This window comes from Mycolicibacterium xanthum (assembly GCF_019710635.1).
GTDB lineage: Bacteria > Actinomycetota > Actinomycetes > Mycobacteriales > Mycobacteriaceae > Mycobacterium > Mycobacterium xanthum.
In genome coordinates, this window is the sequence record NZ_JAIFZS010000089.1 from 1 (window position 1) to 14906 (window position 14906).

At 69.3% G+C, this 14906-nt stretch carries 10 protein-coding genes and 1 pseudogene; 8 read left to right on the forward strand and 3 right to left on the reverse strand.

Annotated features, from left to right (window positions below; all coding sequences use genetic code 11):
* From JDV09_RS25050 to JDV09_RS25085, 8 genes and pseudogenes are all read left to right on the forward strand, one after another.
* A pseudogene (locus JDV09_RS25050) lies at window positions 1–439 on the forward strand (hypothetical protein); the annotation flags it as partial.
* 91 nt (window positions 440–530) lie between these two features.
* A complete protein-coding gene (locus tag JDV09_RS25055) occupies window positions 531–1955 on the forward strand; it encodes an HNH endonuclease signature motif containing protein (RefSeq protein ID WP_221371849.1) in 1425 nt (474 codons plus the stop codon).
* A gap of 29 nt (window positions 1956–1984) precedes the next feature.
* Window positions 1985–2434, forward strand: coding sequence for a TM2 domain-containing protein (locus JDV09_RS25060; protein WP_221371850.1), 450 nt, complete (start codon window positions 1985–1987; stop codon window positions 2432–2434).
* The gene (locus JDV09_RS25065) at window positions 2424–2837 is read left to right on the forward strand and encodes a DUF2752 domain-containing protein (protein ID WP_221371851.1); all 414 of its coding nucleotides are present in this window, start codon (window positions 2424–2426) and stop codon (window positions 2835–2837) included. The genes JDV09_RS25060 and JDV09_RS25065 overlap by 11 nt, the downstream gene beginning before the upstream one ends.
* An 85-nt stretch (window positions 2838–2922) precedes the next feature.
* The gene (gltB, locus tag JDV09_RS25070; RefSeq protein WP_221371852.1) at window positions 2923–7479 is read left to right on the forward strand and encodes a glutamate synthase large subunit; all 4557 of its coding nucleotides are present in this window, start codon (window positions 2923–2925) and stop codon (window positions 7477–7479) included.
* Window positions 7472–8980, forward strand: coding sequence for a glutamate synthase subunit beta (locus JDV09_RS25075; RefSeq protein ID WP_221371853.1), 1509 nt, complete (start codon window positions 7472–7474; stop codon window positions 8978–8980). Before gltB ends, JDV09_RS25075 begins: the two co-directional genes overlap by 8 nt.
* Before the next feature lie 27 nt (window positions 8981–9007).
* A complete protein-coding gene (gene pyk / locus JDV09_RS25080) occupies window positions 9008–10426 on the forward strand; it encodes a pyruvate kinase (protein ID WP_221371854.1) in 1419 nt (472 codons plus the stop codon).
* Between the two features lie 25 nt (window positions 10427–10451).
* Window positions 10452–11333 carry an acyl-CoA thioesterase II gene (locus tag JDV09_RS25085; RefSeq protein ID WP_308124239.1) on the forward strand — a complete coding sequence of 294 codons (882 nt, stop codon included), beginning with the start codon at window positions 10452–10454 and terminating at the stop codon, window positions 11331–11333.
* On the opposite strand, the gene JDV09_RS25090 is transcribed toward JDV09_RS25085, so the two are convergent.
* The 3 genes from JDV09_RS25090 to cydD are packed head-to-tail and all read right to left on the reverse strand — an operon-like array spanning window position 11317 to window position 14879.
* On the reverse strand, window positions 11317–11793 hold the full coding sequence (locus JDV09_RS25090; RefSeq protein ID WP_221371856.1) for a DUF4190 domain-containing protein: 477 nt from the start codon (window positions 11791–11793) through the stop codon (window positions 11317–11319). The genes JDV09_RS25085 and JDV09_RS25090 overlap by 17 nt on opposite strands.
* 10 nt (window positions 11794–11803) lie before the next feature.
* On the reverse strand, window positions 11804–13300 hold the full coding sequence (locus JDV09_RS25095) for an ATP-binding cassette domain-containing protein (protein ID WP_221371857.1): 1497 nt from the start codon (window positions 13298–13300) through the stop codon (window positions 11804–11806).
* Window positions 13287–14879 carry a thiol reductant ABC exporter subunit CydD gene (gene cydD, locus JDV09_RS25100; protein WP_221371858.1) on the reverse strand — a complete coding sequence of 531 codons (1593 nt, stop codon included), beginning with the start codon at window positions 14877–14879 and terminating at the stop codon, window positions 13287–13289. Before cydD ends, JDV09_RS25095 begins: the two co-directional genes overlap by 14 nt.
* Window positions 14880–14906 lie beyond the last annotated feature (27 nt).

Consider the following 14906-nt stretch of genomic DNA (forward strand, 5'->3'; position numbering starts at 1 on the left):
TGAGCCCGACGCGGCCGGCGATGAGGAGTCTGCCGAGTCGGAGGCTGGGGTCGAGCAGGACGTCGAGGCCGAGTCTGGGGCCGACCGCGATGAAGTCAGCGAGTCTGAGGTCGATCAGGCGGGGGCGGGCGACGAGTCTGGAGACGCTGAGGCTGACGTCGTGGGAGACGAGCCAAGCACGCCTGGAGACATCGATGAGTCGGACGGATCTGACGCAGAGACGTCTGCCGACGAGGAGTCGGAGACCATGCAATCCCAGTCAGATGAAGCCGAGGCTGGATCGGATGACGACACACCAGGCGAGGTCGACGACTCTGGGTCCGATGTGGAGCCGGAACCCGAAGTGAAGCGCGAATCGGTCGAGAATCCCTATACCGCAACCGAGTCCGCTTCCGGCGGACCGGTCCGCCGGTGGCTCCGCCGCCGCCGGAGTCGTTGATCGAGTCTGCTGCGCAAGTAGTTCGCGGTAGGTTGTCCCCGGCCACGGGTTTGGCGCCAGAATGTCCGACCCCTCTGGCATGATCGAATGTATGTTCGGATCCGCGGATGCCGCCGGCCTCATCGATGAGATGGGCGAGGCGGCGCGGGCGGAGTCGGTTGCCGTGGCCCGCCGATTGGCGGCGGTGGCGCAGTTGTACGAACGCCGTCGCCGCGAATACCAAGAGGCTCAGTTCTTTCTGACGGATGTGTATGAGGCCGTGGCCGCCGAAGTGTCGGCGGCGCAGAACATCAGCCGGGCGCGCGCACACTCGCAGGTGCGCATGGCGGTGTGGCTGCACCGGCGACTGGCCCGGGTGGCGGAGGTTTTCGCCCGCGGTGAGATCGATCTGCGGCTGCTGCAGCTGGTGATCACCCGTACCGACAATGTCGAGGATTCGGCGATCGCCGCCGTCGATGAAGCCCTGGCAGAGCGGGTGGCCAAGTGGATGCGCTGGTCGAAGCCGAAGCAGCGTGACCGGCTGGATCTGTGGGTCGCCAAGATGGATCCCGACGGGGTTCGAGTGCCGCCGATCGCCAAGGACAACCGCTATTTCGATTTCGAACCTCATGTGCCGGGGTTGGCCTTCGCCGGCGGTGTCCTCACCGCGCTGGATGCCGCGGCGCTCGAACAGCGATTGGCGGCGCTGTCGTCCACGGTGTGCGCCAAAGACCCCCGGACTCCGGGCCAGCTGCGCGCCGACGCCTGTGGTGCCTTGGCGCGCTCCGAGGACACCCTGGGCTGTCAGTGCGGCAACGAGGACTGCCCGGCAGCCGCCGTGGGCCGATCGGCCGCCCAGGTCGTGGTTCATGTGCTCGCCGAACAGGCAACCTTGGACGGGCGCAGCGACCAGCCGGGGTATCTGTCCGGATTCGGCGTCCTGCCTGCCGAAGAAGTCCGCACCGCAGCCGCCGAGGCGAAGCTGAAGCCGGTGCGGCTGCCCGGCGTCGATCCCGAACCGGGCTACCGTCCGTCCGCTGCGCTGGCCGACTTCCTGCAGTGGCGCGATCTGACCTGCCGGTTCCCCGGCTGTCACGCCCCGGTCGCGTTCTGCGACATCGACCACACCAAGCCGTGGCCGTTCGGGGCCACCCACCCGTCGGGACTGAAGCATTACTGCCGGACCCACCACCTGCTGAAAACGTTTTTCACCGGCCCCACCGGCTGGACCGATACTCAACTCGACGACGGCACGATCGTCTTCACCGCCCCCACCGGGCACACCTACACCACCGAACCGCACGGCGGGGTGCTGTTCCCCACGCTGGCGACCCCTACCGCGCCCCTTCCGGCGACCACGGCACCCGACGACGCACCTGGGAAGACCGTGATGATGCCCCGACGGCGCACCACCCGCGACCAAGACCGACAACAACGCATCGCCCGCGAACGCCGGCAGCGCCAGGCTCTCGACGCCGAAGAGGAGCGTCAATACCAAGCCTGGCTCGCCGAGACATACGAACCGCCACCCTTCTGAGTAGGTGCCGGTTCTGGCATGCTGGTCGCATGACCGAGCCGCAGTTCAGTGGCAGTGAGGCCGGAAATTCGCCGACACCTCCGCCGCAGCAACCGGGTTACCCGCCGCCCGGCCAGTACCCGCCGCCTCCGACGGGCCAGTACCCGCCCCCGCCCGGGCCATACCCGCCGCCGGTGGGCCAGTACCCGCCGGTGTACATGGACCCGACGGCCCCATATGGCCGGCATCCACTCACCGGCGAGCCGCTGTCGGAGAAGTCCAAAGTCGTTGCCGGGCTTCTCCAGCTGCTCGGGCTGTTCGGCCTCGTCGGGATCGGCCGCATCTACCTGGGGTACACCGGCCTCGGCATCGCCCAGCTCGTCGTCGGGCTGATCACCTGCGGTATCGGCGCCATCATCTGGGGCATCGTCGATGCGGTACTGATCCTGACCGACAAGGTCCGCGACCCCGAGGGGCGTCCTCTGCGTGATGGAACCTAGCCCGGCGGCCAATACCCGCACCCGGTCGCTCACCGCGGTGGGGACCGGCGCGGCCTTGCTTGGTGCGCTCGCGTATGTGGGCATCGGGGATCCACACAGCCCGGGCTTTGTCTTCCTCCCATGTCCGTTCAAGGCCCTCACCGGCTGGAACTGTCCGGCGTGCGGCGGGTTGCGGATGACCCACGACGTCCTCCACGGCGACCTCGCCGCGGCATTCGTCGACAACGCGTTCGTGCTGATCGGACTGCCGCTGCTGATCGTCTGGATCGTGACGCGTAAGCGCCTCGGCAAGCCCGCGGTCAGCACGCCCGCCTTCGTCGTGATCATCGTCGCCGCGGTGACCTGGACAATCGTCCGAAATCTCCCCGGGTTCCCGCTGGTCCCGACCCTTCTCGACGGGTAGCCAACCGAACGCGCTGATACACTCGACCAACGGGCCGGCGCAGTCCCTGACCACGTCTTTTAGGACTGCGGAGGTGCTTGTCTCGATGCTGTTCTCGGCATTGCCCGAACCCCAAGGCCTGTACGACCCGGAGAACGAAGCGGATTCCTGCGGCGTCGCGATGGTCACCGACATCCAGGGCCGCAAATCCCATTCGATCGTCGCCGACGGCCTGATCGCGTTGGAGCATCTCGAGCACCGGGGGGCAGCGGGCGCCGAACCCAACAGCGGCGACGGCGCGGGGATCCTGATCCAGTTGCCGGTCGACCTACTGCGCGATGTCGTCGACTTCGGGCTTCCACCTGCGGCCTTCGACGGCGCCAATACGTTCGCCGCGGGCACCTGCTACCTGCCCCAGGACCCGGTGGCCCGCGCCACCGCGCGCGAGACCGTCGAGGCGATCGCGGCCGAAGAGGGCCTCGAAGTCCTCGGCTGGCGCGAGGTCCCGGTGGATCCCGACGGCGCCGAGGTCGGGGCGACCGCCCTGGGCTGCATGCCGTACATGTCGCAGCTGTTCGTCGCGATGCCCGAGAGTAACGGAACCCGGCTCGGCGGAATCGATCTCGACCGGCGCGTGTATCCGTTGCGCAAGCGCGCAGAGCGCACCGGTGTCTACTTCCCGTCGCTGTCCAGCCGCACCATGGTCTACAAGGGCATGCTCACGACAATGCAGCTGCCCCAATACTTCCCAGATCTGCGCGACGAACGCTGCGTCAGCGCGATCGCGATCGTGCACAGCCGGTTCTCGACCAACACCTTCCCGTCCTGGCCGCTTGCCCACCCGTTCCGGTTCGTCGCCCACAACGGCGAGATCAACACCGTGCGCGGCAACCGCAACCGTATGCACGCACGCGAGGCGATGCTGGCCAGCGCCAAGATCCCCGGCGATCTCAGCCGGCTGTCGCCGATCTGCACGCCGGGCGCCTCGGACTCCGCCTCGTTCGACGAGGTGCTCGAGCTGCTCCATCTCGGTGGCCGCGAGTTGCCGCACGCGGTGCTGATGATGATCCCCGAGGCGTGGGAGAACAGCACCACGATGGATCCCGCCGAGCGGGCGTTCTGGCAGTTCCACGCCTCGCTGATCGAACCGTGGGACGGCCCCGCCTGTGTCACCTTCACCGACGGCACCCTGGTCGGAGCCGTCTTGGACCGCAACGGATTACGGCCGGGCCGTTGGTGGCGCACCATCGACGACCGCATCATCCTGGCCAGCGAGAGCGGCGTCCTGGATGTGCCCTCCGCCGAAGTGGTGGCCAAGGGTCGGCTGCAGCCCGGCAAGATGCTCCTGATCGACACCGCCGCGGGGCGCATCGTCTCCGACGACGAGGTCAAGGAGGAACTCTCCAAGGCCGAGCCGTACGGCGAGTGGTTGCACGCTGGCCTGCTCGACCTCAAGACCCTGCCCGAGCGTGCCCGGATCCAGCCCAACCACGAATCGGTGGTGCGTCGCCAGGTCTCGTTCGGCTACACCGAGGAAGACCTCCGGATCCTGTTGACCCCGATGGCGGCCTCAGGGGGCGAACCGCTGGGCTCGATGGGCACCGACACCCCAACAGCCGTGCTGTCGAAGCGCTCCAAGCTGCTCTACGACTATTTCGTCGAGTTGTTCGCCCAGGTGACCAACCCGCCGCTGGATGCCATCCGCGAGGAGATCGTCACCTCGATGGCGCGCATCATGGGACCGGAGCAGAACCTGCTCGAACCCACCGCGGCGTCGTGCCGCCAGATCGTGCTGAGCGGTCCGGTGCTGGACAACGACGAGCTCAACAAGATCGTGCACATCAACGACGACGGTGAGCAGCCCGGGTTGCGGACCGCGGTGCTGCGTGCGCTCTACGACGTCGAGCGCGGCGGCGAGGGCCTGGCAGAGGCCCTCGAGGAGCTCCGGCACCGGGCCTCCGACGCCATCGTCAAGGGTGCCCGCACACTGGTCATCTCGGACCGCGACTCCGACCACACCAAGGCGCCGATCCCGTCGCTGCTGGCGGTGTCGGCCGTGCATCACCATCTGGTGCGGACCAAGCAACGCCTGATGGTGGCCCTGGTCGTGGAGAGCGGCGATGCGCGCGAGGTGCACCACATCGCGATGCTGGTCGGGTTCGGCGCCGCCGCGGTCAACCCGTACCTGGCCTTCGAGTCGATCGAGGACCTGATCCGCGAGGGTGAACTCACCGGTATCGAGCCGACCACCGCGGTGCGCAACTACGTCAAGGCGCTCGGCAAGGGCGTCATGAAGGTCATGAGCAAGATGGGGATCTCGACGGTGGCGTCCTACACCGCCGCGCAGGTCTTCGAGGCCGTCGGGATCAACAAGGACGTCATCGACGAATACTTCTCCGGCACACCGTCACAGCTCGGCGGTGTCGGACTCGACGTGATCGCCGAAGAGGTGAAGTTCCGGCATCGCCGGGCCTACCCCGAGAACCCGACGGAACGCGCACACCGGCGCCTGTCGGTGGGTGGCGAATACCAGTTCCGGCGTGACGGCGAACTGCACCTGTTCACCCCGGAAACGGTCTTCCTGCTGCAGCATTCGACCCGGACCGGGCGCCACGAGGTGTTCGAGCAGTACTCCGAGGAAGTCGACCGGCTGGTCCGCGAGGGCGGTGCGCTGCGTGGGCTGTTCGAGTTCAAAAAGGACCTGCGCGAGCCGGTTCCGCTCGAGGAGGTGGAGTCGGTCGAGTCGATCGTCACCCGCTTCAACACCGGCGCGATGAGCTACGGCTCGATCTCGGCGGAGGCGCACGAGACCATGGCCATCGCGATGAACAAGCTCAACGCGCGCTCGAACAGCGGCGAGGGTGGTGAAGACGTCGACCGGCTCTACGACCCCAAGCGGCGCAGTGCCGTCAAGCAGGTCGCCTCCGGCCGGTTCGGGGTGACCAGCGACTACCTGGTCAACTCCACCGACATCCAGATCAAGATGGCCCAGGGCGCCAAACCCGGTGAGGGCGGCCAGCTTCCGGGGTACAAGGTGTATCCCAACATCGCCAAGACCCGGCACTCGACGCCTGGGGTGGGTCTGATCTCACCGCCGCCGCACCACGACATCTACTCGATCGAGGATCTCGCCCAGCTGATCCACGACCTGAAGAACGCCAACGCCGACGCCCGCATCCACGTCAAGCTGGTCAGCTCGGTCGGGGTGGGCACGGTGGCCGCCGGCGTGTCCAAGGCGCACGCCGACGTGGTGCTGATCTCGGGCTACGACGGCGGTACCGGCGCCGCACCGCTGACCAGCCTCAAGCACGCGGGTGCGCCGTGGGAGATCGGGCTCGCCGACACCCAACAGACCCTGGTGCTCAACGGACTGCGCGACCGCATCACCGTGCAGTGCGACGGCGGCATGCGCACCGCGCGCGACGTCGTCGTCGCGATGCTGCTCGGCGCCGAGGAATACGGCTTCGCGACGGCGCCGCTGGTGGTGGCGGGTTGCATCATGATGCGGGTGTGTCACCTGGACACCTGCCCGGTCGGGGTGGCCACCCAGAACCCGGAGCTGCGGGCCCGCTTCAACGGCAAGCCCGAGTTCGTCGAGAACTTCTTCCGGTTCATCGCCGAGGACATCCGGACCTACCTGGCCGAGCTCGGCTTCCGCAGCATCGACGAGGCGGTCGGCCACGCCGAGGTGCTCGACACCGCTCCCGGCGTCGCGCACTGGAAGAGCAAGGGGCTGGACCTGACCCCGATCTTCGCGGTGCCGACCGATGCGCACGGCGGCAAGCTGACCCAGCGTCGTCGCCTGCAGGACCAGGACCACGGTCTGGATCAGGCGCTGGACCGCACCCTCATCCAGCTCGCCGAGGGGGCGCTGGAGGACGCCCATCCGGTGCGGCTGGAGCTTCCGGTGCGCAACGTGAACCGGACGGTCGGCACGCTGCTGGGCAGTGAGGTCACCCGCCGCTACGGCGCGCAGGGCCTGCCGGACGACACCATCCACGTGACGCTGACCGGGTCTGCGGGTCAGTCCCTCGGCGCCTTCCTGCCACCCGGGATCACGCTGGAGATGATCGGTGACGCCAACGACTATGTCGGCAAGGGCCTTTCCGGGGGCCGGGTCATCGTCAAGCCGCAGGACGACGTGCTGTTCCTGCCCGAGGACAACGTCATCGCGGGCAATACGTTGCTCTACGGCGCGACGTCGGGCGAGGTCTACCTGCGGGGCCGGGTCGGGGAGCGGTTCGCGGCACGCAACTCGGGTGCGCTGACGGTCGTCGAGGGCGTCGGTGATCACGCCTGCGAGTACATGACCGGGGGCCGGGTGGTGGTCCTCGGCAAGGTCGGCCGCAACATGGCGGCCGGCATGTCGGGCGGCATCGCCTACGTCCTCGGACTGGATCCCAAGCGGGTGAACACCGCGATGGTGGAGCTGCAGCGCCTCGACCCGGAGGACCAGGTGTGGCTGCGCGAGGTGGTCGCCCAGCACGCGCACCACACCGGCAGCACGGTGGCGACCTCGGTGCTGTCCGACTGGCCCCGGCGCAGTGCGCAGTTCACCAAGATCATGCCCAGCGACTACGCGCGGGTGCTGCAGGCCACCCGGATGGCCAAGGCCGAGGGGCGCGACGTCGACACCGCGATCATGGAGGCGAGCCGTGGCTGACCCACAGGGATTCCTCGAAGTGGCCAAGGTGGAGGCCACCAAGCGCCCCGTCGACGAACGGGTCGGCGACTGGCGGGAGGTCTATGAGCGCCAGGATCCGCACGAACGTGCCGCCGAGGTCTCCCAGCAGGCCCGCCGGTGCATGGACTGCGGGATCCCGTTCTGCCATTCCGGAACGGCCGGGTGCCCGCTGGGCAACCTGATCCCGGAGTGGAACGACCTGGTGCGCCGCGGCCGGTGGGACGCTGCCAGCGATCGCCTGCACGCCACCAACAACTTCCCCGAGTTCACCGGCCGGCTGTGCCCGGCGCCCTGCGAGGCCGCCTGCGTGCTGTCGATCGCCGACGAGCAGACCGGTGGGAGTGTGACGATCAAACGGATCGAACAGTCGATCGTCGACCAGGCGTGGATGGACGGCATCATCGAGCCGCAGCCGGCGGCGATCTCGACCGGCAAGCGGGTCGCGGTGGTCGGATCGGGTCCGGCGGGCCTGGCCGCCGCCCAGCAGCTGACCCGCGCGGGTCACGACGTGACGGTCTACGAGCGCGATGACCGGATCGGCGGCCTGATGCGCTACGGCATCCCCGAGTACAAGCTCGAGAAGGCCACCCTCAACCAGCGGCTGGCCCAGATGCGGGCCGAAGGCACCCGATTCGTCACCGATTGCGAGGTGGGCGTCGACGTGCCCGTCGATCAGCTCCGGGCCCAGCACGACGCCGTCGTGCTGGCGGTCGGTGCGCTGCGGGCCCGGGACAACGACCTCGAGGGTCGCGAGCTCAACGGCGTGCATCTGGCGATGGAGCACCTGGTGCCCGCCAACAAGGAGTGCGAGGGCGACGGGGCCAGCGAGATCACCGCCAAGGACAAGCACGTCGTCATCATCGGCGGCGGCGACACCGGTGCGGACTGCCTGGGCACCGCGCACCGGCAGGGCGCCAAGTCGGTCACCCAGCTCGATTACAACCCCGAGCCGCCGGAGTACCGTGACGACTCCCGCTCGCCGTGGCCGATGTGGCCGATCGTGCTGCGCACCCGGCTCTCGCCGGCGCACGCCGAGGGCGGCGACCGGCGCTACCAGGTCGCGGTACAGCGGTTCATCGGCGATGACGACGGCAACCTGCGGGCGATGGAGATCGCCGAGGTCAGCGTGGAGCGCGACGAGGCCGGCCGGCGGCACATCACCCCGGTGGGCGACTCGTTGCGGATCCCGTGCGAGCTGGCGCTGCTGGCGATCGGCTTCGAGGGTGTCGAGCACATGGCGCTGCTCGACGGCCTCGGGCTGAAGCTGGGCCGCCGCGGGAACCTGACCTGCGGTTCGGACTGGCAGACCGATGCTCCCGGGGTGTTCGTCTGCGGCGATGCGCACCGCGGGGCGTCGCTGGTGGTGTGGGCGATCGCGGAGGGCCGCAGCGCGGCGAACGCGGTGGATACCTACCTGATGGGTGAGTCGGATCTGCCGGCGCCGGTCAGCCCGGGTGCGCTTCCGCTAGCCGTCGTCTGAATCGATTCGCGACTATGCTCAAGCATCGTGACTAGACGCGGAAAGATCGTCTGTACGCTCGGCCCGGCCACCGCCTCCGACGAAGCCGTCCGCAGGCTCGTGGAATGCGGAATGGACGTCGCGCGGCTGAATTTCAGCCACGGTGACTATCCGGATCACGAAGCCAACTACAAACGGGTACGCGGCGCCTCAGACGTCACCGGACGTGCCGTCGGCATCCTCGCCGACCTGCAGGGACCGAAGATCCGGCTGGGCCGGTTCGCCGACGGGCCGACGGTCTGGGAGAACGGCCAGACGGTGCGGATCACCGTCGAGGACTGCGAGGGCACCCACGATCGGGTGTCGACCACCTACAAGCGGCTGGCCGAGGACGCCAAGCCCGGCGACCGGGTGCTGGTCGACGACGGCAACGTCGGTCTGATCGTCGAGCACATCGACGGCCTCGACGTGGTCTGCTCGGTCACCGAGGGCGGCAAGGTCAGCAACAACAAGGGCATGTCGCTGCCGGGTATGAGTGTTTCGGCGCCGGCGCTGTCGGAGAAGGACATCGAGGATCTCGAGTTCGCGCTGCGGCTCGGCGTGGACCTGGTCGCGTTGTCGTTCGTGCGCTCACCGGCCGACGTCGAGCTGGTGCACGAGGTGATGGACCGGGTCGGCCGCCGGGTCCCGGTGATCGCCAAACTGGAGAAGCCGGAGGCGATCGACAACCTCGAGGCGGTCGTGCTGGCCTTCGACGCCATCATGGTCGCGCGCGGCGACCTCGGCGTGGAGCTGCCGCTCGAGGAGGTCCCGCTGGTGCAGAAGCGGGCCATCCAGATGGCCCGGGAGAACGCCAAACCGGTCATCGTGGCCACCCAGATGCTGGAGTCGATGATCGAGAACTCCCGGCCGACCCGGGCCGAGGCGTCCGACGTCGCCAACGCCGTCCTCGACGGCTCCGACGCGGTGATGCTGTCGGGGGAGACGTCGGTCGGCAAGTTCCCGTTCGACACGGTCAAGACGATGGCCCGGATCATCACCGCGGTCGAGGAGAACTCGGTGAGTGCGCCGGCATTGACGCACGTGCCGCGCACCAAGCGCGGGGTGATCTCCTACGCCGCCCGCGACATCGGCGAACGGCTCGACGCCAAGGCGCTGGTGGCCTTCACCCAGTCCGGTGACACGGTGCGCCGGCTGGCCCGGCTGCACACCCCGCTTCCGGTGCTGGCGTTCACGTCGCTGCCCGAGGTGCGCAGCCAGCTGGCGCTGACCTGGGGCACCGAGACGTTCATCGTTCCGCACATCGAGACCACCGACGGCATGATCCGTCAGGTGGACAAGTCGCTGCTCGATCTGGGTCGCTACAGGCGCGGGGATCTGGTGGTCATCGTCGCGGGTGCTCCGCCGGGCACAGTAGGCTCCACCAACATGATCCACGTCCACCGCATCGGGGAGGACGACGTCTAGACCACGGATGGGGAGGATTTCGCGCGTGGCGTCACAGGCCGACTTCGACGAGCTGCTCGCGATACTGCACCTCGACCGGCTCGACGACGACACCTTCATCGGTGCCCACCCGAGCAAGAACCCGGTCCGCACCTTCGGGGGCCAGATGATGGCGCAGGCGTTCGTCGCCGCGGGCCGCAGCCTGACCAGCCCGCTGCCGCCCAGTGCGCTGTCGGTGCACTTCATCGCCGGCGGCGACCCGGGGCTGGACCTCGAGTTCCACGTGGTGCGGTTGCGCGACGAGCGCCGGTTCGCCAACCGCCGAGTCGACGTCATGCAGAAGGGTCAGCTACTGACCAGCGCGCTGGTGTCCTACCTGGCGGGCGGGCGCGGCCTCGAGCACGGGGTGGCGCCTCCGGACCTGGAGGACCCGCTGGCGGTGCCGCCGATCGGGGAGTTGCTGCGCGGCTACGAGGAGGTGGTCCCGCATTTCGCCAATGCGCTCCACCCGATCGAGTGGCGCTACACCAACGACCCGGCCTGGATCATGCGCGACAAGGGCGAGCGCTTGGAGCACAACCGGGTCTGGATGAAGGCGCACGGCACCCTTCCCGACGACCCGGTGCTGCATGCCGCCGCGCTGGTGTACTCGTCGGACACCACCGTGCTCGACTCGATCATCACCACGCACGGGCTGTCGTGGGGCCACGACCGGATCTTCGCGGTGACCACCAACCACTCGGTGTGGTTCCACCGGCCGGTGCGCTTCGACGACTGGGTGCTCTACTCGACGACATCGCCGGTCGCGGCGGAGTCCCGGGGACTGGGCACCGGCCACTTCTTCGACCGCTCGGGCCAACTGCTGGCCACCGTGGTGCAGGAGGGGATCGTGAAGTACTTCCCGGGCCGGTCTACGGCGTCGGCGTGACGGTGAGTGAGAACTGCTCCTCCACCCGCTGGGTGAATTCGTCGGCGCAGTCCTGGATCGCCTGCTGGTCGGATCCGGCGCGGCTGATGCAGTCGATGTAGTCGGTGCCGCCGACCCGGTCGAACACGCCGATGTAGATCGGGATGAAGACCAGCGCCGCGACGATCGAGACGAAGCCCAGCACGATGCCGGCGATCGCGATGCCGCCGTTGTTGGCCTCGCCCCGTTTGACCCGGCCGCGAGCGACGAAGCCGATGATGACCGCGCACAGGCCGAGGATCACCCCGCCGGCGACGGTCCAGCACAGCACCAGCCCGATGATCGCCAGCACCAGCGCAGCGGTCCCCAGGCCGTTCTTCGGTCCGGCCGGCGGCGGCGGTGGGTACGCACCGTAGGGCGGAGGCGGCGGGTAGCCGCCGGGATATGCGCCGTACTGGGGAGGTTGCGGCGGTTCGGTCATGGCAGTCAGGTTACTCGGTGGGGGTCAGATGGACGATCCTGCAGACATCGGGGTCGCGCAACCGGCCGGGCAGGTGATGGGTGGCGACGACGACGGTGCGGGCGGGCCCGAAAAGCGCCCCGGGTGTGAGCAGGTCGGTCAGGATCTGATCGGCATCGGAGCTGTCCAGGTGTTCGGTCGGCTCGTCCAGCAGGACCGTGGGCGCGGTCGAGATCAGTGCGCGCGCCACCAGCAGGCGCCGGCGCTGGCCCGCCGACACGGCGGCGGCTCCGCCGTCGAGAACGGTGGACAGCTCGTCTGGCAGCTGTTCGAGCCAGTGTCCCAGGCCGACCCGCCGCAGGGCGTCGCGCAACTCGTCGTCGGTGGCGTCGCCGCGGGCCACCAGCAGATTGTCTCGTACCGTCGTCGAGAACAGGTGGGCATCCTCGGCGAAGAAGACGCCGTGGGTATGCATCAACAGCGTGGTCTTGCCACACCCGCTGGGCCCGAGAACCGCCACGCGCTCCCCGGGAGACAACTCCAGCGGCATCACCCGGGGTCGTTCCCGGTGCCCGGCGGGCTCGATCACACCGAGCAGCCGTCGCCCCGCGATCCGGGCGCGCGTCAGGCTCACCGCGGCCCCCGGAAGCGCGGCGGTGGCCTCGAAGGCCGACAACGGCAGCAGCATCAGGATTGCCAGCGTGGTGGGGGCGACGGTGTCTGCCAGCCCCACGCCGGCGATCAGTGCGCCCAACACACTGACCCCGATCGCCGCCGTCGGTGCAGCGGCTGCCGCGGCCGCCGGTGCGGCCGCCCGGTCGATGGCTTTCCCGAAGCGCCGCTGCTCGTCCCCGGCAGCAGCGATGACATCGGTGAGGCGACCGCTGACACGCAGCTCGGCGGCATGCTCCAGCGCGAGCATCGCAGCCGAATCCCGTTGCGAATGATGCTGGACGGCAACGGTTTCAGCAGCCTGCGCGGCTCGGGCCGCGAGCAGCGGCGCCAGCACACCGGCGGCCATCATCGCCACCGCCAGCACGACCGCCGCCGCCGGGGAGATCGCCGCGATCACCGCTACCGCGGCGACCGACAGCACCGCGGCGACCCCGATGGGTATCACGGCGCGCACCAGCACGTCGCAGAGTTCGTCGATGTTTGCGCCCACCGCGGCAACCAACTCCCCGGTGTGCCGGCGCAGCACCGCCTCGGCGGGGCCGTCGGCCAGTCGGCCGAACACGCGTTCGCGGGCGGTGCAGGCGGCTCGCAGAGCGACGTCGTGTGAGGCCAGCCGCTCGCAATAGCCGAACACCCCACGCGAGATGCCCAGGGCCCGAACCGCTACCGCGGCGACGGTCAGCGACAACACCGGGGGCATCTCCCAGGCCCGGGTGATGAGCCAGGCGGCCACGCCGGCAAGTGCCAGGGCGCTGCCCAACGACGCGACTCCGAGCAGGACCGCGGCCACCACCCGGGGCAGCCGCGGTTGCAGCAGTGACCGGGTCTGGATCAGGAGGTCACGGTGTCGCACCGACGGCACCGCCTTCCGGCTCGGGGACCGGGTCGGGGTCGAGGCGGACCAGCGCGTCGGCGATGGACAGCACCGGGTGCCGGTGCCCGACGACGATGACCGTGGCGCCCCGGCGGGCACGCTGGACGATCTGGTGCAGCACCCGGGCCTCGGTCGGGCCGTCCAGGTGCGCGGTGGGTTCATCGAGCAGCAGCACCGGGGCCGTCGAGCCCAGCACCCGGGCCAGCCCGAGTCGTTGGCGCTGCCCCAGCGAAAGCCCGACGCCACCTCTGCCGATGACGGTGTGCGCCCCGTCGGGCAGCTCACCCAGGACCGCGTCGAAGCAGGCGGCCCGGCAGGCCGCCGCGGCGTCGGGCAGGGGCCCGAACAGCTCGAGGTTGTCCCGCACCGTGCCGGGAACCAGCACCGGTCGATGTGCCAGCCAGGCCACCCTCGACCACCACGACTGCCGGTCGAGTTCGGCGACGTCGACCCCGTTGACCGCGATCCTGCCGGCCGGCGGGGGGTTCAGCCCGAGCACCGCCTGAAGCAGCGTGGTCTTGCCTGCGCCGTTGGGTCCCGTCAGGACGGTGACCTCGCCGGGGCGCGCCAGCACGGCCGGCCGGTCGATCGTGATGGTGACCGGATGGTCGGGCAGGGTGCGGGTGCCCGACGGTGCCGCGGTCGCGTTGTCGATGAACTCGAATGCCGCTGCCACTGCGGTCTTACCGTCCTGGGCGGAGTGGAATGCCGCACCCACCCGGCGCAGCGGCCAGAACACCTCGGGGGCCAGCAGCAGTGCGGTCAGGCCGGCGGTGAGCGTCATCTCGCCGTACACCAGGCGCATGCCGATGCTGACCGCGACCAGCGCCACCCCCAACGTCGCGAGCAACTCCAGGGCGAAGGCGGAAAGAAAGGCGATGCGCATCGTGGCCATGGTGGAACGGCGATGTGCCGCGCCGAGTTCGGCGATTCTGGTGGCCGCGCCGCCGGTCCGGCCGAGCGCCCGCAGGGTGGGCAGGCCGGCGACCAGATCCAGCATCCGGGACTGCAGGGTGGACATCGTGACCAGGGCGGCCTTCGACCGCTCCGCGGTCGCCAGGCCGATCAGCACCATGAAGGTCGGAATCAGCGGCAGGGTGACGAGCACGATCAGTGCCGACGGCCGGTCGTAGAACGCGATGACGGCGGCGGTGGCGGGGGTCAGGATCGCCGCGAGGAACAGCGACGGCAGGTAGGTGGTGAAGTAGACCCGCAGTCCGTCCAGGCCGCGGGTCACCAACACCGCCGCATCGTCGCGGCGTCGCGCCAGATCGCGCGGGGGCAGCGCGGTTGCCGTGGTCAACACCTGGTCGGCCAGCTCGGCGATCACCGCGCTGGCCCCACGCTGGGACAACCTGCCCTGAAGCCACTGCGCGGCGGTGCGGATCGTCCACAGCGACACCAGCACGACGACGGGCACCGTGAGCTCGTCGAGCCGGCGTGCGCCGGGGTCGGTGATCACCCACGCGACGATGGCGGCGAACACCACCGCCGATCCGATCGTCGCCGCCGCGATGAGCACGCCGAACAGCGTGCCGGCCGCGAGGAACCGGCGCATCGCCGCAGACGCCCGCCACAGGCGCGG